Origin of the sequence: Thiohalophilus sp., assembly GCF_034522235.1 — a bacterium.
In the GTDB taxonomy this organism is placed as follows: Bacteria; Pseudomonadota; Gammaproteobacteria; order UBA6429; family Thiohalophilaceae; genus Thiohalophilus.
The window spans coordinates 321,935-341,247 of the sequence record NZ_JAXHLN010000002.1 but is presented as its reverse complement, the minus strand read 5'-3'; the positions used below and the strand labels follow the sequence as shown (position 1 = coordinate 341,247).

The following is a 19,313-nucleotide window of genomic DNA, read 5'->3' as shown; positions in this document are numbered from 1 at the left end:
CAACATTTCCAGAGCAAGAATCCCCAAAAGCAGCAGAATATCCATAAGCCCGGGCCAGCCGGCCAACCTGAGCGGCGCCGACTTGAGGGGAAGCCCGGGATATCCCCGGTACCGCGCCATTCCCGGTTTTATTCAGGGCGTCGACTTTGTATGCCTATAATCACCAGCGAAAGCGCGACAAGACAGGTAATCACAATCATCCAGACGGGCATATAGAATGTCGTGTAGACCTCCCAACCCAATGCTCGCAATACGCTGGACAACGCGGTGGCGCTACCGGTCAGATGTCCCCCCAGGGTTCCGGCCACCGCCAGCAATACACCGCCCAGTGCCCCGAGCAACAGCATCAACCAGCGATTGTGGCCTTTCCAGACCGCCTCGCCTGCACGCTGACGCAACACGGCAATCAGCGCCCAGTAGGCCAGGGTCCAGGTTGCGGCGAGAATATGATTGCGGCCCATGGGTGTGTAGGTGATCGCCTCCGGCGACCAGACCAGCAAGCCGCTGGCATAGGCCAGCAGACCGAGGGCCGTCCCCAGCCACAGAATCGGGGCCAGCACCCGATCTGCCGCCAGGGCAAAGCGGCCGGCGGAGACGGTCCTCACCAGAATAATAATGGCCCCGGTCGTCCACAGGGCAAGCGGGAAATGCACCAGCATGTGATGATAGGCTTCCATCGCTTATCGCCTCGTCTCTGCCTGCAGCGTGCGCACCAATGCAAATCCGAATCCGGTAATCAGCAACATACCGGCAATCAGGGTCCAGAACCAGTGAGTGATAATCGCCGCATTGAATTCCATTTCGACCCCGTAATGGGCCAGTTGTTTCGGTGTATGCCGGGAAGCGACTGGGACATCCTGCGCGATCTTCTCCGCGCCGGCATGGGCGTGACTGGTCAACAGCGGCCAGCTGACCTGCCCGGGATAAAACAACGTCACCTCAAACCAGTCCTGTTGCCAGCCGGGTTGCTCGCCCTCGAAGCGTGCCGCGCGTAACGGCGCATCGCGTTCCATGCCCAGCGTGACCGGCAACGACACGTAGTGCCAGCGGCCACCACTCGCGTTACGGTGAACCGCGAAGGCCAGCCAGTACAGCTGTTTGTGGACAAAGGCCTTGTCATCCAACGGATGGCCCGTGTCCAGAGCCCGCTCCAGGGTCACCTCCCAGTACCCCGCCCGCCAGCGCCCCTGACTTGAGACGCTGATGTCGGAATGAGAGCCCGACCCCGGCCGCAACATCCGCCGTGGCAGGGTATCGCCATCCTCCCAGGCATGATCCGGATCGAAGGGTATGGCCTCGGCCTTGCGCAAGTAATAGATATCGTCGAAACCCAGCCGCTTTTGTTCCAGGTCCGCCCAGCTGAGTGCGGCAAAACCAACCTTGTCCGGGTCGAACATCCACATGGGCCGGTTGTTCGCACTGTCCCAGTTGGTGGTATAGACGCCCTGCCCCTCATCACCATAGCGGTACTCGGCCACAAACTGATCATCGGACTTGCCAATCGGATTGGAACGATGCGCCCGCCAATGCCACAAATCCAGAAAGTAGCCCGCCTCACGCAGCTCGCCCAGTTCCTGTTCGGGGACGATCGATGTCCAGTCCGCCGGGTCGGTTCGCGTGGCAGGCAGGTACTTGCGCACATCGGACTTGCCTTTCTTTCCACCAAGGTAGGGATGGGCCTTGACCGCTGCAGCATCCGCCTCGTCGGTGAAAAACCGCATGCCGTTACCGATAGTGGCATAACCGCCGTATTTGTCGAACGCCGGCACGCGACCGTCGTCCACCAGCATCGTCACTCGATCCTCGTAGATCCCCTGCGGCTGCCGGCCGATCGGGCTTTTGCCGATACGCAGCCACTTGCCGTCCTGATAACGGAGCATGTCATGGTATATATGCGGCTGCTTTGCGGGCCACCGGTAACGGAAGAACATCTTCTCGCCGTTGTAAGCCGCCTTCACCTGCAGGGGTATCGTCAGCGTTTGAGGGATATAAATGTTGCGGCCGGCATCATTACCCACGACACCGGTACCATGAAAAACCCAGGCGAGCAGCAGCGTAATCAGGAACAGACCAATCGCCAATCCTGAACGTGACATTCCCATCGCCCTTCCTCTTTTGCAAAAGAGATATTAATCGAGGTTGCCGGAACAACGATCAGCCGCCATCCGCAGGCTTTCATATTGACGGCTACATCTCGAAATTCCTGAATTATCGATATCCGCTGACCAAGGTGTAACAGCGAACCGGATGGAAATCAAATATTCCCCGGAGAAATCCGATATTCCATTCTCTGACGCGATGTCCGGTCAGGTCATTACAAGTTTGCAGACCTGCTTGTTGGAGGGACTATCCGGCTACCTGTCACCAGGGCATTGGGGTGCCGTCAAAACGCAGAAAGACGCCTGACTGCTCAAGCGTGAAATCATCGATGATTTGACGCATCCCCTGCACACTCTCGGCAGGTGTATACGGCGCCGAATCGCCTCCCATGCGGGTCTGGACCCAACCGGGATGCAGCAACAACACACCGACCTTGCGCGGCGCGACTTCATGGGATAAACCGGTCATAGCCGCGTTCAGGGCCGCCTTGCTGGAACGATAGGCGTAATTCTTGCCACTGTCGATATCCGTGATGCTGCCCATGTGGCTGCTGATGCCAACCAGCAGACGGCGCCGGCTGCGGGCAACCGCATCCAGCAAGGCTTCACTGACCCGCATGGCCCCCAGGACGTTCACCGCGAAGGTCTGCTGCCAGTTGGCATAATCAATGCTACCGAGTTTGTCCTTGCCCCAGCGTTCGTAATAAACACCGGCATTATTCACCAGAATATCGATGGCAACATCGCTCAATTCTCTGGCCAGCGCCCCGATCTGCTCGGCCCGGGTGACATCAAGCGGATGGACGGAGACATTCGGATGGTCACTTGCCAGCTTGTGCAGTTCATCGGCCTGCTCCGGAAAGCGACACGTAGCGTAGACCCGCCATCCCAGCTGTGCATACTGACGCACCCATTCCAGACCTAGCCCGCGGTTGCTACCCGTCACGAGGATCGAGTTCATATTCATATCCGATCTATATGCCAAATCGTGTGGTCAGTAAACCCTGGACAAAATCGCTGTAACGGACAACGGGGCTTACGAATTGCAATAGAACCGGTCTCTTGCCGGCCGGATCCTCTGTATACTAGCCGGCACTTTTAACTACTCTCCCGCTTCAAGACGATCTTTGAGAATTTCCAGTAACAACGGATGGTCGATGATCAGGGGGGTAATAGTGTAGTTAAGCTGCGGATAATCGCTCGTCACGGTATTGCAGATTTCCGCCACGTCGCCATGCGGGCCGGCATGGCGACCGGGGAGGAAGAAGAGCATGGCGACGATCACCTCTGTCACACCCCGCTCCGCCTGTTGTCGCAGCCAGGTCGCGAGCAGATCGCCGTTAAAATCGTATTCTTTGCCTTCACGGCGCTCCATGACCGCCTGGTCCACCTCAAGGCCGTGTTGCCTTGCCAGAGTTTGGGCAACGCCCCTGCGTACCTCGGTTATCATCGGGCTCGGGGAGCCGTGGTCGACCAGTACCAGCTTTGCCCCATCTACGCTCTGCCGCCGGGCCTGCTGGATATGTTCGAACACGACCTGCGCCAGGCGCGGTTCGCCCTCGGGCAGGGGCCAGGTGACCGGGGCCACCCTGACCGTCAGTTCGGGATATGTCGATTTGAGTCTCGCCACCTCGGCGGGAATAAACGAGGTGATCGCCCGGCTCAGTCCGAAGAACAACGGCACCACCACAAATTCCTGTTCACCCTGCGCCAACCGGGTCCGGAGAAATTCGGGAAACACCTGCGCGGGCGTACCATCCAGTTCCTCCTCGGGAATCGCGTCTGCATGCTGCAGCGAGACCGGGTGGATAGTCTTGCCCGTATGTTCGCTCAGCCGGGCGGCCAGGCAACGCAAATACAATGTAGCGTCCGGTTGTTTGGAACCGTTATCGACAAGCAGGTAAACTGGCATGGAACTCTTGGTCCCGGGTCATGAGCACACCCCATCTTATCAGCTTTTGCCGAAGAGCAAAGACCCGGACAAATCACCCCGCAACCTTCCAACAGTGGTGGCGGGCAGATATAATCTTCTATTTATTACTGATTTTTTATTTCGCTTTACGGCGACAATATTCTTTGCCCGCCTGGGTCAGGTAATACTTCGTGCCGCTGACACCGGCAACCTCTTCCACCATACCTTTATCTACAAGCTTTTTCATGGCATGTTGCGCATGGATCATACTGATACCCATCCTGTCGGCAATGGTTTTCATCAACACACCCTTGTCGCCTTCCTTTATGAGTATCGTCAGAATCCGGGCCAGTTCCGCCTTCTTTTCGCGCTCCTTCTCTTTCTCTTCATTCCTGGCTGATGCGCGCTTTTTGGGGTCAGGAGCACTGATCCGGTTCTGCACTTTCCAGACAACCGTGTCGCCCTGCTCTTCCCTGACCAGCCCGCCCTGCTTGAACCGGTAGCCTAGCCTGACCAGCTTTATCAGGGTCGGGAGCATGATGACGATCATGATGACCAGAAGCCATAGCGGGATTGATATGCTGTAAGAAAGTAATGACATATGAATAACGTCCAGGCCTGCCTTGCGTACGATATAGTCGGACTGAGTTATTGAATCAGCCCAAAGTACCTCTTAACATTAGGTAATTCCGTGCTCCGTTCCCGGTTTTCAGACAGAGGAATCCATCGCGTGACGCTCGAATCAGCCATTGCCACCTACGGCTACCTGGCAGTCGCGCTCGGCGTTTTTGTCGAGGGCGAGGCGATTGTATTGACCGCCGGCTTCCTCGCCCACCGGGGACTGCTGGAATTACACTGGGTGATGATGGCATCAATCATCGGCTCGATCCTGACCTACCAGTTTTTCTTTCTGCTCGGCCGCCTCAAGGGTCGGGCCGTACTGGAAAATCGCCCCGGGTGGCAACCGCGCGTGGCGCGGATTCGCAGTCTGCTCGAGCGTCACAATATGCTGATCATCTTTGGCTATCGGGGTCTGTTTGGCCTGCGCGCCATCACCCCTTTCGCTCTGGGCATGACCGGCATCAGCCACCTGCGCTTTACCCTGCTGGATCTGATACCGGCCACGGTCTGGGGACTGGGCGTCTCCTGGGCCGGCTTTGCCCTGGGCAAGGGTGCGGAAAAGCTGCTGGAGAACCTGGAGGAGTACCAGTACTGGCTGGCTGGCGCGGCACTGCTTGTTGGTCTGCTGATCGCCGGCCTGTATGCCCGGCATCGGATGCAATTATGACAAATCAAAACCCATCAGCGTTTCTTATAAGCTCCCGGCTACGTATCCCGTTTTCAATGACAAACAGCGCAAGGATTATCACCATTTTGTGAGCAGCACATAAAAAAGGGGAGAGGCACATCCCCTTCCAGAGCGTTACCACTAACTAAACAAGCGTCCCGAATACCAGTCCAGAGAGATTGCTTCGTCACGTTGTTCCTCGCAATGACCCACGATTTTCGGTCATTGCGAGCGAAGCGAAGCAATCTTTTGAACAAAGTGTTCGGGTATTCGGAACACTTATTTAGTTACTTTTTCTTCTGTGGCTGATCGAGATAACGCACATCGCGTACCGAGTACGGAATCGGGTTGATGTACTCATAGCCCTTGGACTGCAGGTAGGCAATCTCCGGAAAACCCGCCGGGACAACGGTAATAAAGCCGTGCATGTCCGAGGGTTCAAAGCCCGCTGCACGCAGCGCATTGTTACACATCCGGAAATCGACCCCGTCCTCGGCCAGGGCGGCCAGCTTATCGACGATTCCCTGATATTTCATGTAGTTCTCCTTGGCAAACAGGCGCAGCTCCGGCCCGTGGGTAACGACTACCATATGGCCCTTGAGCGGTTTGGCCGTATTTTTGACAAACGCATGCAAAATATTGAGCTTTTTGGGGTCCTCGTAATTGGCATCAAAAACAGCATTGATGGTCGGGTACTCATGCATATTGGTCTTCGCCGTGCCGTAGGGCGCCATCTCTTCGGCCTGGGCGATAGACAACGGCGCTAATAGCAGGCTCAGTAACATTGCTTGCAGTGCTCGATTAATACTTCTCATCTTGCTTCTCCTCACTTCTCGTTGGGTGGTGGTGTTATCCCGACAACCCGTGCCGGCTGGTTATCGTGTTTTTAGTTTGTATTAATAATCCGATTCAAGATCCGCCAGCCAGGCGCGCAATTGATCGTTCTCGCGCCTGATCAGATCGGGATCACTTAACGCATTGGCAATCAAACTGATACCCTGCAATGCCGCCAGCAGATGCAGGGCCAGATCCGCCGCCCGATCCTGGTGTCCCATCTCGACAAAACGCGCTTCGCACCACTGCAACAGAATCCGCAAAGGCTGCGAGGCCAGCTGTTGCTTCTCGCCGCCCTGCTTGGCGAGCTCATAACACAAGCTCCCGATGGGGCAGCCATATCGGGCGTCGATTTCGCTGTCCTCCTGCCAGATATTGATAACCGCCTCGATCATCGCCCCGGCTGAGGCAAGCTGCTCAAAGCCGTGCAACCGCTCCTCAAGCTCACGCACCCGCTGTTCGACAATGGCGCGAACCACATCGTCTTTATTGCGAAAGTAGTAATAGATACTGCCACTCGGCATCTGCGCCTGGCCGGCGATCGCCGCCAGGGTGGTTTCCGCAAAACCCTGTTGATGGACGAGCCGACTGGCCGCTTCGATCAACTGTTGCTGGCGTTGTGTATTGCTCGGGCGAGGTGTCATCGAAATACCTAGTTAGTTAACTAGCTATAGTCTAGTCCAGCCTATTCGGGGACACAACCTGGTCGTTTGCTAAAAGAAGTGATATCAAACCGGGTTGTTATACCCGATGAGCGGCAGGAATTAAGCAGTTATTGATATGCTTATTTGAAGGTTGCGAAGCGCTACCAGATTTTTCTGGGGGTTTTCAGCCGCACAAAAGAGAAGTCGGCAAATTGCAGTCGCAGTTGGCAGCGTTAGACTGTAGCGTCCTTCCGGACGCAGCAGGGCCAAGAGAGCCGTAGGAGCGCCTCTGGCGCGACAAGCCCCGTGGCCCTGCACGATCTATCGCGGCGCAGCCGCTCCTACCGAGCCATATGGTGAGAGTGTTTTCCTCGTCACTCGTCACTCGGCCCTCGGCCCTGCCCGAAGGGCCAGGCTAGGCCGCACTCAAATCCACATCCTTGAGCGGCACCTGCCGGATTCGCTTGCCGGTGGCGGCGAAGATGGCGTTGAGCACCGCCGGCGCGGCGACGGCGATGGTCGGCTCGCCGATCCCGCCCCAGAAGCCGCCGGAGGGCATGACAATCGTCTCCACTTTTGGCATCTCATCCATCAGCATGGACGGGAAGTCATGGAAATTGGTCTGCTCGACGCCGCCGTCCTTGATGGTGCACTCACCGTAAAGCAGCGCCGACAGACCGAAGACGAACGAGCCTTCCACCTGCGCCTCGATCTGTTGCGGGTTGACGGCATGGCCGGGATCGGTGGCGGCGACGATGCGGTGGATTTTGAGTTTGCCCTGCTCATCCACCGATACCTCGGCGCAGGCGGCCACGTAACTGCCGAAGGTCTTGACCACCGCCAGGCCGCGATGCACGCCTTCACCGGCCGGTTTATCCCAGCCGACTTTTTTGGCCACGGCATCGAGCACCGCCCGGCTTTTTGGCTGATCGGCCATCAGGCTGCGGCGGAACTCGAGCGGATCCCGGCCGGCGGCATGGGCCAGCTCATCCAGAAAACATTCCATATAGATAGCATTCTGGTTGATGTTGACCCCGCGCCAGAAGCCCGGCGGCACCGGCGGGTTGCGCATGGCGTGCTCCACCAGCAGGTTGGGCACCGTGTAGCTGATGGCGTGGTCGCCCTCGGAGTGAAAGCCCTGGAAAGTGACCGGATCCATGCCGTCCTGCAGCCCGTCGGGCATCACGGCGGCCAGGATCGACTGGCCCGAGATACGCACGTTCAGCCCGGTCAGGTTGCCGGCCTCGTCCAGCGCGCCGACCAGCTTGCAGTGGGTGATGGGATGATAGTGACCGTGGGCCATATCCTCCTCGCGGCTCCACAACAATTTGACCGGGGTACCGGGCAGCTGTCTGGCGATGGTCACCGCCTGGGTGACAAAATCATGAAACGCCCCGCGCCGACCAAAGCCGCCGCCCAGGTGAATCTTGTACACATCACACTTGTCCACCGGTAACCCGGCGGCGTCGACCGCCGCCTTGAGAGCCGCCTCACCGTTTTGCGTGGGGCACCAGACCTCGCACTTGTCTTTGCTCCACAGCGCGGTGGCGTTCATCGGTTCCATGGTGGCGTGGTTCTGGTAGGGATAGCGATAGGTCGCCTCGACGGTGCTGGCCGCGCCGTTTAACGCCTTGTTGACATCACCGGCCTGGTTACCGACAAAGACATCCTTGTCGGAGGTCAGTCCCTCCTCGAGCATTTTATCGATCGCGGCGCTGTCGAGTTTCGCGTTCGGCCCATGGTCCCAGGTGATCGGCAACGCCTCCAGCGCCTGGTTGGCCTGCCACCAGGTATCGGCCACGACGGCGACGGCGTCCTCACCCACGCGCACCACATTGCGCACGCCGGGCATGCCGGTGACCTTTTTCTCGTCAAACGCTTTGAGCTTGCCACCGAAGGTCGGGCAGGCCTTGATCGCGGCGTTGAGCATGCCGGGCAGTTGCAGATCGGCGCCGAAGATCTGCTTGCCGTTGAGCTTGTCGTCGGTGTCCAGACGCGGGATCGGCTTGCCGATGATTTCCCACTCGTCCGGTTGTTTCAGTGCCACATGCTGCGGCGGGAACAATTCGGCAGCCGCTTCGGCCACCTGGCCGTAGGTGAGCGTGCGCCCGCTGGGCTGGTGGGTAATCACGCTGTTGGCCGCGCGACATTCGCCTTTGGGCACATCCCAACGATCGGCCGCCGCCTGCAGCAGCATCTCCCGCGCCACGGCCCCGCCCTTGCGCACATAGCGGTGGCTGTCGCGGATGCCCCGACTGCCGCCGGTGGAAAAGCTCCCCCAGATCCGATCCCGCGCACGGTTCTCGCCGGGGGTCGGGTATTCGGTAATGATCCTGTCCCAGTCGCACTCCAGCTCCTCGGCCACCAGTTGCGCCAGGCCGGTCAAGGTCCCCTGGCCCATTTCGGAACGGGCGATGCGAATGATGACCGTGTCATCGGGCTGGATGACGACCCAGGCGCCGATTTCGGGGAAACCTTCGGAGGGCAGCTCATCCCACTCGCCCGCCACGGCCGTGGCACTCATGGGCAGATAGAGCCCGAGGGAGAAGCCCGCGCCCAGCCCGGCCGCGCGGGTGCTGGTGATCAGAAACTCGCGCCGGGACACATCGATGCTGTCGGTTTTCATGAGGTGCGCTCCTTGCCGATCGCCACGGCCCGGTGAATCCCGCGCCGCACCCGGTTGAAGGTGCCGCAACGGCAGATGTTGGTGACCTGGTTATTGATCTCCGCGTCACTGGGCTCGGCGTTGTTGTTCAGCAACGCCGCCGCGGCCATGATCATCCCCGGCTGGCAGTAACCGCACTGCGGCACATCCAGCTCCTTCCAGGCCTGCTGCAGCGGATGGCTGTTATCCTCGGAAAGCCCCTCGATGGTGACGATCTGCTTGGTGACATCCATGGCAGAGACCGGCACGGTACAGGCGCGCACCGCCTCGCCATCGACATGCACCGTGCACGATCCGCACAGGCCGATGCCGCAGGCATACTTGGTGCCGGTCAGCCCCAGCTGCTCACGCAGCACCCAGAGCAGCGGCGTCGAGCCATCGACCTCCACCTCGACCGTTTCGCCGTTGATGTTCAATGTTGCCATGCGAAGCCCTCCGAAAAACCTGCCAGAAGTCTAGACGGGGCAGGCAGGCTTAACAACAGGCTTTGAACGTAGTTTTTGTGGGAAAAGAAAATTGGCAGAACAGCTGAATAGTGAGCCTGTAGGAGCGCCCCGCGGGCGCGACTGCCGAATCTGGCACCGTCGCGGTCGAAGCCCGCTCCTACAGGGATTGTATAGATAGTTGGCAGTTGGCAGTTGGCAGTTGGCAGTTGGCAGTTGGCAGTTGGCAGTTGGCAGTTGGCAGTTGGCAGTTGGCAGTAAAAGCTGAACCGGGTTCATTCATCGGTCAAGTGATCGATCATCGTCATTAAACAATTCCAAGAGTGGTGTATACAACGTGCCAGAGGCCCGGGCTGTTAACCGGATTGTTCGCTGGCCACGACGACCTCGTGCATTTCCAGCTTGCCCTCGCCGTCGAATGCTTCTTTCGGCATCAGATTGCTGTGGGCCAGTTTGAAATCCTCGCTGCCTACCCAGGCCTCGAACGACGCTTTGTCCTGCCAGGTGGTCAGCACCACATAGGGGGTCTCATCACTCTCTGGCCGGAGGACTTCCATGCGCACAAAGCCCGGCTGCTGATCGATCTGGCCGGCCCGTTGGCGAAAACGTTCCTCGAAGGTCTCTTCCCATCCGGCGGCGACCGGCACGCGATTGGCGACAATAAACATGATTACAACTCCACTGACAAGCGATTTTAGCGTACCTGGCAGTTTATCAAAGATGAGCGGGAAAGCGGTTGCAGTAAACCGGATTACATCAAGAGGTGGCTCACCGCGCTTGATAGCCACTGCCAGGGATGCAAGACTGAGCGACCGGTTTACTGAATAACGACAATGGGAGAGCCTGATGGCGGAGATTATTGAACTGCCCGATAATTTTTTCGGCAAACACGATCGCGAGCGCGTGGAAAGCTTTGCCGCTCACGAAGTGGCCCACGGGCGGGCGACGCGCTGGCACTGGGCCAAGGACAACGATGATGACGATATTTTTCAACTGTTCGCCGGCGGCGCGGACGAGTATCTGGTCCTCACCCTCAGCCGGGATCGCGAGCAGGATGCCTACTGTGCCCACGACGGCGAGGGCCGACACCTGGTCAGCGGCTCGCTGGATCATGTCATGGCCGAGGTCGATACTTTTCTCAGCTCGCTGCATGGGGAGCCGCCGGCCTCCTGAACCGCCGCCCGGTTCCGGCAGCGCAACGATCGTCACCCGCCCGGGTGAGACGTCGGCGCCCCACCCCACCGACCAAGACACCCCATGATCCCGTCGAAAATGAGCGAATGGCTGGAGCGATTCCGCATCCAGCTGGCCCGGCCGGATGCAATATTGCCGCTCTCCTTCCTCGGGCTGGTCGCCGGCATCCTGGCGGCCCTGACGGTCATCGCCCTGCGCCTGCTGGTCGACGCGGCGCAGACCTCACTCTATCCGATGACGCAGGCCGGAGACTTCGAGTCCCTGTCCTGGCACTGGCGGCTGGGCACTGCCCTGGCGGGCGGGCTGCTAATCGGAGTGCTGTTTCGCCTGGTATCGGCTCCGGCGCAGACCGTCGGGGTGCTGCATGTGATCGAACGCCTGGCCTATCATCAGGGCCGCCTGCCGTGGATCAACGCGGTGGTGCAGTTTTTCGGCGGCGCGATTTCGATGATCGCCGGGCATTCGGTCGGCCGCGAGGGACCCAGCGCCCACCTGGGGGCAGCCAGCAGCAATCTGCCGGCCCAGGCGCTGGGCCTGCCGCATAACAGCCTGCGGGTGCTGACCGCCTGCGGCGCCGCCGCCGGGATTGCCGCTTCCTTCAATACCCCGCTGGCCGGGGCGGTGTTCGCCATGGAAGTGCTGATGCTCGAATACACCGTGGCCGGTTTTGCCCCGGTGATTCTGGCCACGGTCAGTGCCACCGCCATCAGCCAGCTGGTATTCGGCAACACCTACACCTTTTCCGTCCCCGAGCTGCACCTGGGCAGCGTGGCACAGCTGCCCTATATATTGGTATGCGGGATCCTGATCGGCCTGCTCGCCGCCGGCTTCAATGCCCTGTTTCAACAGGTCGCCCTGCGCAGCCGGGGCCTGCCCCACTGGTCGCGGCCGGTGCTGGCGGGCCTGCTGGTCGGCGTCTGCGGGCTGTTCGTCCCCGAGGTGATGGGCATTGGCGATGACACGGTCAATGCCATCCTCGGCGGCGAGATCGCCCTGCGCCTGCTGCTCGTGGTGCTGATCGTCAAGGTACTGGCCACCGCCGGCGGCATCGGCCTGGGGCTGCCCGGCGGGATCATCGGCCCGACCTTCTTTATCGGCGCGGCCGCCGGGGGGCTGCTGGGGGCCATCGGCATCCAGCTCGGCTTCATCGAACCCGGCAGTGTCGGCCTGTACGCAATGATCGGCATGGGCGCCATGATGGCCGCCACCCTGCAGGCGCCCATGGCCGGGTTGATTGCAATCCTGGAGCTGACCGGGGAGCCGAACTTTATCCTGCCGGGGATGCTGGCGGTCGTGACCTCGACCATCGTCAGCGGGCGGCTCTTCCGGCGCGAATCCCTGTTCCATACCCTGCTGCGCGGCCGCGGCCTGGATTATCGCAGCGATCCCGTGGCGCAATCGTTACGGCGGGTCGGCGTGGCCAGCGCCATGAACCGCAAGATCGTCGTCCTGCCCCGGCAGGTCGAGGCACAGCAGGTGGATCGCGCCCTGCAGGACGAGCCGGTCTGGGTATTGATCCAGGAAAAGAACCAACCGCAGATGGCGCTGGCGGGCGTGGATCTGGCCTATGCCCGCAAGCAGTCCCCCGATGTCGAACAGTTTGATCTGATGGAGTTACCCGGCGAGCGCCGCACCCTGGTGGCCGTCGATATGCGCGCCACCATGGAAGAAGCGCGGCAACTCCTGCACGACAGCGGCAAGGAGATGGCCTATGTCACCAGCCAGAACGTGCCTGGGCTGCCCCGCATCTATGGTGTGCTGAGCCGCGACGAGGTGGAAGGCAGTTATCGTTATTGAGCTATCGGTCGGCAACGGACGGACTGTCCTGCTCGTTTGCCGCGACATGCTGTAAAACCCGGTGTCCACAGTTAGCGCCACCTTGCACGGATAGACGTTGCCGGTTTGCCGGTCGGCCTTTCTTCGAGACACCCCGTTTCGCTTTTGTTATAAAGGGAGACGATCGGATTCCGGAAAATACCCGACAAAGACGCCAGGTAAAACGGTGATTAAGCGACAGGCTGTATTTGAGACGATTGTGCGGAATATCCTCCGGTACATCGTCTTTCTATCATTTGCCACCGCCGCGACCGGCCTGCAGGCGCAAAACGATCCGATCGCGCCTTTTTCTGACAGGCCGCTGGAGGAGCCCGTCACGCATCCCGACTGGTTCAAGCTCAGCTTTCTGGATCTTTACGATGATATCGAGGAAGCCGTTGCGGCGGGCAAGAAAGGAGTTATCGTTTACTTCGGCCAGGATCACTGTCCCTATTGTAAGGCCCACTTGCAAAACAACTGGGGGGACCCGGAGATTGTCAAATACACCCGGGAGAATTTCGATGTCATCGCCCTCGATGTCAAAGGCGCCCGCAATATCACCGCCATCGACGGCAAAGTCTACGAGGAGAAAGCCTTCGCGGTCGAGCAGCGGACCAACTTCACGCCCTCCCTGTTATTTTACAACGCGCAAAAAAAGCAGGTACTCAAACTGCAGGGTTACCATCCGCCGTATCAATTTCGCGCGGCGCTGGAATATGTCAGCGATCGGCATTATGCCAAAGAGCCCTTTCGTGACTACCTGAGCCGTGCCGTGCTGGCAGAAAGCTACGGCAAGGACCGGCTCAACACCCACCCGGTATTTGCTTCTCCACCCTATGCACTCGACCGCAGCAAAATGCCAGCCGCTCGCCCCCTGGCCGTGTTTTTCGAGCAACCACGCTGCCACGCCTGTGATGTATTACATGCAGGCCCGCTCGGTAACGACAGGATCATAGCCAGCCTGAAACAGATGGACGTGATACAGCTTGATATGCAATCGGACACCAGGCTCATCACACCGGGCGGCCGACGGCTCACCGCCCGGCAATGGGCCGACGAACTCGATCTGTACTATTCCCCGACCCTGGTCTTTTTCGATGAAAACGGCAAGGAGATCATCCGTATCAACTCGGTCGTCTGGGTCTATCGCCTGAACAGTGTCCTGGACTATATCTTGACCGGCGCCTACAAGCGTCACGACACCTATCAGGCATGGCGGCAATTTCTGGCACGCAAGAAACCCGACATAGCTCCGCAGGACATGAAGCATTGACAGCCCTGGTCTGCGACACCCGCTGCCCTGCGGCGTGCCCTTGAACACGAGTTGTTATAATTTTATGCCAAAATAGTGCAGCACATAGACCATCAACCAGTAACAGCCCACCGTGACGGCAATCGCAGCGCCCAGACTCAAATAAAAATTCAGCCCCTGCTTCAATAGGACCGGCAGAACGATAAACAATGCCAGGGAAGGGAGAACCAGCCAGAACACGCTGGTTGCCAGGGTGCTGACCCTATCAATATCCCGGGTATCAATATACAGCCAGATCATAGCCAGCACGGAAACGATGGGGACCGATGCCAGGATTGCGCCAATTAACGTACTGCGTTTGGCGATTTCAGAAATCAGCACAATCAACAGCGTCGTCACGGCAATTTTAACAAGGTAATACGACATGCGGTTCTCCTCTTGAACCTGTGCGATGGAGCGGTTAAAAGTGCCGGCCCCTTTACTTCAGACGCCTCGGATCACAACACCAGGGTGATCAGCCCCACGCCGCCCAGATAAAGCACGAGCAGCGTCGCACTCTCCAGGCCGATATTGCCAATCCCGTGACGTTCGCGCTGAATCAAGCCCATTATCAATACCGCGCACATCAGCAGCGTCAATGCCAACCAGAAGGTCTCGTAATGGGTCAGCGCCGCGTAGATGGAACCCCCTCGGTAGACGATGTCGGACAGGGCGATAAACAGGGTATCGAAAGCGTTACCGCCGATGATATCCCCCACCGCCAGGGTCAGGGCGCGCATGCGCACGGCGGTCACGGCAATTACCAGCTCGGGCAGAGAGGTGGAAATGGCAATAAATATCCCGCCCACCACCCCTTCGGCCAGCCCGGTTTCCCGGCTGATGGTGACCGCCGCGTGGGTCAAGAACCAGCCGGCCGTGGCGACCAGGGCTGCCAGTGCTAAAAAGCGCAGCCAGAGACCGTAAAGCGTCGCCCCGCGTGAGCGTCGGGTATGTGTCTGCTCCCGTCGGGTATCGCTGGTCCGTTTGGGATACCACATAGGCATCTCGTGAGTACGGTTGAGCAGCCACATGCCAAACAGATAGGTGATAATCAGCACCGGCGTCGCCGGATGGACGCCCAGGACGCTCAACTGCGGGACAGACAGCGCCACCAGGTGAATCGACAGCAGGATGATCAAAAACGCGGTCATCATCAGATTTTCCACCGAGGCGGCGGCATGCTCGAGATTGGCGCGCCGGTAGAAGAAATCGGCAATGGCCAGAAAGGCTGTTTGCGCCGCGATCCCCCCCAGGGAGTTGCTCACCGCCAGCGAGGCATGCCCCGACCACGCGGCGGTAACCGAGGCGGTGATCCCCGACAGCGAGGTCGCCGCACCGATGAACAGGGCGCCCATGATCGCCTCGCCCATCCCCGTGCGCCGTGCCAGCTCCCCGGCCACGCGGGTCATTCGCACGCCAAACACGGCAATAAACATCGCGGCAAGCGCGAAAATCAGAACCGCGGGAAGCAGGGCGTCAGTCATCGCCAAAAGATAGCAGAATTAACGGAATCAGAGTTCTTTAGTGATCCTGTTACGGTGCGTAGATCATCCTGCGCGTCATTCCGCCGTCGAGAATGAAGTTATGGCCGGTGACAAAGCCCGCTGCGTCGCTGATCAGATAATCAACCATCGCTGCAACGTCAGCGGGATGGCCGACCCGGCCGGCCGGGTGCTGGCGGTGATCGGTCTCACGCAGTTCCGGCGCCTTCCGCCGGGAAGGGGCCTGCCAGTCATCGGTAGCGACCCAGCCCGGGGTGATGCAGTTGACCCGGATAGCCGGCCCCAGGCTGATCGCCAGAGCATGGGTAAACGCCACTACCCCACCCTTGCTGGCGGCATAGACTTCGGTATGTGGCTCGGACTGGAGGGCCCGGGTCGAGGCAATATTAACAATACTCCCTCGGGTTTGGCGCAGGGCCGGAATGGTGTGCTTGGCCACCAGGAAATAGCCGGTCAGATTCACCTGCATGGTTCGCCAATTGCAATCCTTTTTATCATGAATACCTTCGCCAATACGAGATACATCATTTAATGGGCGCCAATGTCATGGAGAATGACAAGGGCCACTTTGTAATCGGTTTGCATCGTTCGTTTAAAACGGGCAGTTTTTCGGATGCCAATATCTCAATGTTTAATCTTTTGACCCCGCATCTGAAAAATACCATTGAGATACAAAACCGGCTGCACGAGCATCAGCAACAATGCAGGGCAGGTTATGATGCCATAGACTGTTTACCCTTTGGTATCGTTTTTCTTGACCGCAACAAGAGACCCATTTGGCATAACAGGCGTGCCGCGGAGATTATCTCCAACGGGAAAAGTCTGAATATAACTTCAGATAAAATCTACTGCGAGCATGCTGTAGAATCCCATAAGCTGTCCTGGCTGATTGACGAAGCGCTGCGTCAAAATCAATATCAGGGTGGCCAAATGTCCTTGAGTAGCGAAGCCGGCAATCTGACCATCTTTGTCGTGCCTTTGGGTCTGGAGCACCATCAGTACAGTGCACTCGCGGACCAGGCACAGGCGGTGATTTTTCTTGGTGATTCGATCTCTGACAGTAAAGTTTCAACAGAGATTCTGCACATGTTATATGCATTGACACCTGCCGAATCCCGACTGGTCAATGGCTTGTGTGAGGGTTTGACGATAAAGGAAATGGAAAAAGCATTCGGCCTGTCCGGCAATACCTTGCGCTCCCAGCTCAAGGCGATTTTCCGAAAAACTGGCACCAATCGTCAGGCGGAACTGGTGCGTCGGGTGATGACGGGCCCGGCCATACTACTCCCCTGACCGTGACTGCATACCTTGCCCGCCCCGTGCTATACCGCTGACAGCCGTGCGTAATAAATATAAGCATTTTTGCCATTGCGCTTGGCGTGGTACATGGCCACGTCAGCATTGTGAATGAGTTCGTCCGGGATTTGGCTATGATAGGGAAATACACTGATCCCGATACTTCCGCCAAGTTAAAAAGCGGACTATTAATGGCAACTGGCTCACGAATGGAGCAGATAGGTTTCGGAGGTACGATTGTTCACGACGGGCCTGTATCACACCCTATACAGAATAGGGTTATCGGCCCTTCGCCCTAAAGCGTTACCGAAAAAGGTGATAACTATTAACCCTGAATAATATAAGAATACTTAAGCTCTATCTAACTTCTTCACTGGCGCCCAGCCAAACGCAAGGCGCTCCAACAACGGATAAAACAACTCCGGATTGTAGAAACATAAAGCAATTCCAGCCGGAGAAACAGTAAACGGTATCCCCTTTTGTTAGCAGGTTTTATCGCCTAATATTGGACATTAATTTTCAGCCCCGGCCAGGTAGATGCTTGATGCTCACTCTGGCTGCCATTTAACAAAAAACTCAATAACAACGGCGTCCGAGAGCCGCGAAGGAGCCAGACCAATGGACGAGTTCTTCACTTCGGAACAACTATCAACCTACGCAGACAAGGGCGTTGAGCTGTTGATGCAGTTTGGCCCCCGGTTCGTGCTTGCCATTGTCGTCCTCATTGTCGGCCTGTCGCTGATCAGTCGCCTGGTCAAAGTCATGGCCAAAGGCATGGAACGCAGCAAGGTGGAGCCCACGCTGTCGCGTTTTCTGCAAAGTCTGGTCGGTATCGGTTTAAAAGTTCTGCTATTGATCAGTGTTGCCTCCATGGTGGGGATTGCCACCACCTCATTCATCGCCGTACTGGGTGCTGCCGGCCTGGCCGTGGGACTGGCACTGCAGGGCAGCCTGGGCAACTTCGCCGGTGGCGCGTTGATTCTCATGTTCCGGCCTTACAAAGTTGGCGATTATATTACCGCCCAGGGCGTCAGCGGCACGGTGACGGATATCCAGATCTTCAACACCATCCTGACCACCCCGGACAACGTGCGCATCATCGTTCCCAACGGCGCCATGTCCAATGGCATCATCACCAACTATTCCGCCGAGGCCACCCGTCGGCTGGATTTCGTTTTTAACATCGGTTATGGCGACAATGTCAGCAAGGCGCGCGAAGTCATCATGGCTATCATGACGAGTGAAGAGCGGATATTCAACGACCCGGAACCGCAGGTATTGCTGAGTAACCTGGGCGACAATTCGGTCGATCTGACGGTACGAACCTGGGTCAATGCCCCCGATTACTGGCCGCTCAAGTTCGAACTGACCGAAAAAGTGAAAACGGCCTTTGATCGGGAAGGCATCAGCATCCCCTTCCCGCAGCGGGATGTACACCTCTATCAGACTGCCGGCTAAACGGGTCGTGTTTCGGGCCAGAGCGACTCCATTTTTTCAATACAGGAACAAGGTTTAAGGGGTCAAAACCCTTTCCGGGCATGCCCCCGTTACTCATGTTAACAAGATAGTTATGCGAGACCGCATTTCTCCTTGATCGCAGCGACCACGTCGTCACTGGAAGTGGCATTGATGCGCATCAGCATGCCTTCCTTCTCATAGAAACCCGCCAGTGGCGCGGTCTTCTCGTTATAGGTATCCAGCCGGCTGGCAATCGCTTCCTCGGTTTCGTCATCGCGCTGCACCACCGGTCCGCCACACTCGTCACAGACGCCTTCGACCTTGGGCGGCTTGCTCTTGATGTTATAGATGGCATTGCACTGGGTGCAGGTCCGGCGCGTGGTCAGACGATCGAGGAGTACCTCGCGCGGCACATCCAGGTCGACCACCGCGTCCAGTTTTTCACCCATCTCTTCCAGCACGGTCTTGAGTTGTTCCGCCTGGGGAATGGTGCGCGGGAACCCGTCCAGCAGATAACCGTTTTTGCAGTCGTCTTCCTTCAGGCGCTCTTTCATGATCCCCATGATCAGCTCATCCGGCACCAGGTCGCCGGCGTTCATATAGCCCTCGGCCTCCTTGCCCAGCTCGGTGCCCTCCTTGACCGCCGCGCGCAGAATGTCGCCGGTGGAAATTTGTACAGAGCCGTCGATATCACTCAGCATATTGGCCACGGTGCCCTTGCCGGCACCCGGCGCGCCTAACAAAATCAGTTTCACTATGTTTCCCCTTGTCTCGAGTTATTGGTAAGTCAGAATCAGGGAAGGGTTATTTCATAAATTGGACTTGAGGTCCAAATAAATTTTTTTAGCCGCCAATAAATTGACGTCAATACC

20 protein-coding genes and 1 pseudogene are annotated in these 19,313 nt (G+C 58.1%); 6 read left to right on the top strand and 15 right to left on the bottom strand.

The genetic code is table 11. The features are described from left to right. Positions 1-128 precede the first annotated feature (128 nt). The 5 genes from U5J94_RS01855 to U5J94_RS01835 form a co-directional block, all read right to left on the bottom strand. Positions 129-677 carry a hypothetical protein gene (locus U5J94_RS01855; RefSeq protein ID WP_322563950.1) on the bottom strand — a complete coding sequence of 183 codons (549 nt, stop codon included), beginning with the start codon at positions 675-677 and terminating at the stop codon, positions 129-131. A 3-nt stretch (positions 678-680) separates the two neighbouring features. Further along, positions 681-2,102: an ethylbenzene dehydrogenase-related protein gene (locus U5J94_RS01850; RefSeq protein ID WP_322563949.1), complete on the bottom strand. Its 1,422-nt coding sequence runs from the start codon at positions 2,100-2,102 to the stop codon at positions 681-683. A 259-nt stretch (positions 2,103-2,361) separates the two neighbouring features. Beyond that, positions 2,362-3,060, bottom strand: coding sequence for an SDR family oxidoreductase (locus U5J94_RS01845; RefSeq protein WP_322563948.1), 699 nt, complete (start codon positions 3,058-3,060; stop codon positions 2,362-2,364). A gap of 141 nt (positions 3,061-3,201) precedes the next feature. Next, the gene (locus tag U5J94_RS01840; protein WP_322563947.1) at positions 3,202-4,011 is read right to left on the bottom strand and encodes a sirohydrochlorin chelatase; all 810 of its coding nucleotides are present in this window, start codon (positions 4,009-4,011) and stop codon (positions 3,202-3,204) included. A gap of 136 nt (positions 4,012-4,147) precedes the next feature. Then, positions 4,148-4,612, bottom strand: coding sequence for a hypothetical protein (locus U5J94_RS01835; protein ID WP_322563946.1), 465 nt, complete (start codon positions 4,610-4,612; stop codon positions 4,148-4,150). Between the two features lie 129 nt (positions 4,613-4,741). On the opposite strand from U5J94_RS01835, the gene U5J94_RS01830 reads away from it, so the two are divergent. After that, positions 4,742-5,299, top strand: a complete 558-nt coding sequence (locus tag U5J94_RS01830; protein ID WP_322563945.1) for a DedA family protein — start codon at positions 4,742-4,744, stop codon at positions 5,297-5,299. A 287-nt stretch (positions 5,300-5,586) separates the two neighbouring features. On the opposite strand, the gene U5J94_RS01825 is transcribed toward U5J94_RS01830, so the two are convergent. The 5 genes from U5J94_RS01825 to U5J94_RS01805 all read right to left on the bottom strand — a co-directional run bounded on the left by U5J94_RS01825 (position 5,587) and on the right by U5J94_RS01805 (position 10,553). After that, the gene (locus U5J94_RS01825; protein WP_322563944.1) at positions 5,587-6,114 is read right to left on the bottom strand and encodes a DsrE family protein; all 528 of its coding nucleotides are present in this window, start codon (positions 6,112-6,114) and stop codon (positions 5,587-5,589) included. Positions 6,115-6,195: 81 nt separating this feature from the next. After that, positions 6,196-6,777 (bottom strand): TetR/AcrR family transcriptional regulator, encoded by a 582-nt coding sequence (locus tag U5J94_RS01820; RefSeq protein ID WP_322563943.1) that lies wholly within the window; start codon positions 6,775-6,777, stop codon positions 6,196-6,198. 415 nt (positions 6,778-7,192) lie between these two features. After that, complete coding sequence (locus U5J94_RS01815) at positions 7,193-9,403, bottom strand: xanthine dehydrogenase family protein molybdopterin-binding subunit (RefSeq protein ID WP_322563942.1); 2,211 nt, start codon at positions 9,401-9,403, stop codon at positions 7,193-7,195. Further along, entirely contained in the window at positions 9,400-9,867 is a 468-nt protein-coding gene (locus U5J94_RS01810; protein WP_322563941.1) for a (2Fe-2S)-binding protein, read from the bottom strand. The genes U5J94_RS01815 and U5J94_RS01810 overlap by 4 nt, the downstream gene beginning before the upstream one ends. Before the next feature lie 374 nt (positions 9,868-10,241). Continuing rightward, positions 10,242-10,553, bottom strand: coding sequence for an antibiotic biosynthesis monooxygenase (locus tag U5J94_RS01805; RefSeq protein WP_322563940.1), 312 nt, complete (start codon positions 10,551-10,553; stop codon positions 10,242-10,244). A 178-nt stretch (positions 10,554-10,731) separates the two neighbouring features. On the opposite strand from U5J94_RS01805, the gene U5J94_RS01800 reads away from it, so the two are divergent. From U5J94_RS01800 to U5J94_RS01790, 3 genes are all read left to right on the top strand, one after another. Further along, positions 10,732-11,058, top strand: coding sequence for a hypothetical protein (locus tag U5J94_RS01800; protein ID WP_322563939.1), 327 nt, complete (start codon positions 10,732-10,734; stop codon positions 11,056-11,058). Positions 11,059-11,157: 99 nt separating this feature from the next. Beyond that, positions 11,158-12,876: a chloride channel protein gene (locus U5J94_RS01795; RefSeq protein ID WP_322563938.1), complete on the top strand. Its 1,719-nt coding sequence runs from the start codon at positions 11,158-11,160 to the stop codon at positions 12,874-12,876. A gap of 205 nt (positions 12,877-13,081) precedes the next feature. Next, positions 13,082-14,167, top strand: a complete 1,086-nt coding sequence (locus U5J94_RS01790; RefSeq protein ID WP_322563937.1) for a thioredoxin family protein — start codon at positions 13,082-13,084, stop codon at positions 14,165-14,167. 54 nt (positions 14,168-14,221) lie between these two features. Here U5J94_RS01790 and U5J94_RS01785 read toward each other — a convergent pair whose 3' ends face one another. The 3 genes and pseudogenes from U5J94_RS01785 to U5J94_RS01775 all read right to left on the bottom strand — a co-directional run. Continuing rightward, positions 14,222-14,572 carry a DUF3147 family protein gene (locus U5J94_RS01785; protein WP_322563936.1) on the bottom strand — a complete coding sequence of 117 codons (351 nt, stop codon included), beginning with the start codon at positions 14,570-14,572 and terminating at the stop codon, positions 14,222-14,224. Positions 14,573-14,643: 71 nt separating this feature from the next. Further along, positions 14,644-15,669 (bottom strand): hypothetical protein, encoded by a 1,026-nt coding sequence (locus U5J94_RS01780; RefSeq protein ID WP_322563935.1) that lies wholly within the window; start codon positions 15,667-15,669, stop codon positions 14,644-14,646. Positions 15,670-15,718: 49 nt separating this feature from the next. Beyond that, positions 15,719-16,162 (bottom strand): annotated as a pseudogene (locus tag U5J94_RS01775) (SDR family oxidoreductase); the annotation flags it as partial. Positions 16,163-16,218: 56 nt separating this feature from the next. Here U5J94_RS01775 and U5J94_RS01770 point away from each other — a divergent pair. Beyond that, positions 16,219-16,980 carry a hypothetical protein gene (locus U5J94_RS01770; protein WP_322563933.1) on the top strand — a complete coding sequence of 254 codons (762 nt, stop codon included), beginning with the start codon at positions 16,219-16,221 and terminating at the stop codon, positions 16,978-16,980. Between the two features lie 29 nt (positions 16,981-17,009). On the opposite strand, the gene U5J94_RS15185 is transcribed toward U5J94_RS01770, so the two are convergent. Then, on the bottom strand, positions 17,010-17,138 hold the full coding sequence (locus U5J94_RS15185) for a hypothetical protein (RefSeq protein ID WP_416224144.1): 129 nt from the start codon (positions 17,136-17,138) through the stop codon (positions 17,010-17,012). A gap of 463 nt (positions 17,139-17,601) precedes the next feature. Here U5J94_RS15185 and U5J94_RS01765 point away from each other — a divergent pair, with 463 nt between their 5' ends. Further along, positions 17,602-18,441 (top strand): mechanosensitive ion channel family protein, encoded by an 840-nt coding sequence (locus tag U5J94_RS01765; RefSeq protein WP_322563932.1) that lies wholly within the window; start codon positions 17,602-17,604, stop codon positions 18,439-18,441. Positions 18,442-18,551: 110 nt separating this feature from the next. Here the strand turns inward: U5J94_RS01765 and U5J94_RS01760 are convergent, their stop codons facing one another. After that, the gene (locus tag U5J94_RS01760) at positions 18,552-19,196 is read right to left on the bottom strand and encodes an adenylate kinase (protein WP_322563931.1); all 645 of its coding nucleotides are present in this window, start codon (positions 19,194-19,196) and stop codon (positions 18,552-18,554) included. Positions 19,197-19,313: the final 117 nt, after the last annotated feature.

Bases quoted from the DNA above. Each gene is read 5' to 3' on its own strand.
- U5J94_RS01815 (WP_322563942.1), bottom strand. From the start codon at position 9,403: ATGAAAACCGACAGCATCGATGTGTCCCGGCGCGAGTTTCTGATCACC.
- U5J94_RS01785 (WP_322563936.1), bottom strand. From the start codon at position 14,572: ATGTCGTATTACCTTGTTAAAATTGCCGTGACGACGCTGTTGATTGTG.
- U5J94_RS01780 (WP_322563935.1), bottom strand. From the start codon at position 15,669: ATGACTGACGCCCTGCTTCCCGCGGTTCTGATTTTCGCGCTTGCCGCG.
- U5J94_RS01800 (WP_322563939.1), top strand. From the start codon at position 10,732: ATGGCGGAGATTATTGAACTGCCCGATAATTTTTTCGGCAAACACGAT.
- U5J94_RS01850 (WP_322563949.1), bottom strand. From the start codon at position 2,102: ATGGGAATGTCACGTTCAGGATTGGCGATTGGTCTGTTCCTGATTACG.
- U5J94_RS01820 (WP_322563943.1), bottom strand. From the start codon at position 6,777: ATGACACCTCGCCCGAGCAATACACAACGCCAGCAACAGTTGATCGAA.
- U5J94_RS01855 (WP_322563950.1), bottom strand. From the start codon at position 677: ATGGAAGCCTATCATCACATGCTGGTGCATTTCCCGCTTGCCCTGTGG.
- U5J94_RS01770 (WP_322563933.1), top strand. From the start codon at position 16,219: ATGGGCGCCAATGTCATGGAGAATGACAAGGGCCACTTTGTAATCGGT.
- U5J94_RS01765 (WP_322563932.1), top strand. From the start codon at position 17,602: ATGGACGAGTTCTTCACTTCGGAACAACTATCAACCTACGCAGACAAG.
- U5J94_RS01810 (WP_322563941.1), bottom strand. From the start codon at position 9,867: ATGGCAACATTGAACATCAACGGCGAAACGGTCGAGGTGGAGGTCGAT.
- U5J94_RS01840 (WP_322563947.1), bottom strand. From the start codon at position 4,011: ATGCCAGTTTACCTGCTTGTCGATAACGGTTCCAAACAACCGGACGCT.
- U5J94_RS01825 (WP_322563944.1), bottom strand. From the start codon at position 6,114: ATGAGAAGTATTAATCGAGCACTGCAAGCAATGTTACTGAGCCTGCTA.
- U5J94_RS01835 (WP_322563946.1), bottom strand. From the start codon at position 4,612: ATGTCATTACTTTCTTACAGCATATCAATCCCGCTATGGCTTCTGGTC.
- U5J94_RS01795 (WP_322563938.1), top strand. From the start codon at position 11,158: ATGAGCGAATGGCTGGAGCGATTCCGCATCCAGCTGGCCCGGCCGGAT.
- U5J94_RS01845 (WP_322563948.1), bottom strand. From the start codon at position 3,060: ATGAACTCGATCCTCGTGACGGGTAGCAACCGCGGGCTAGGTCTGGAA.
- U5J94_RS01805 (WP_322563940.1), bottom strand. From the start codon at position 10,553: ATGTTTATTGTCGCCAATCGCGTGCCGGTCGCCGCCGGATGGGAAGAG.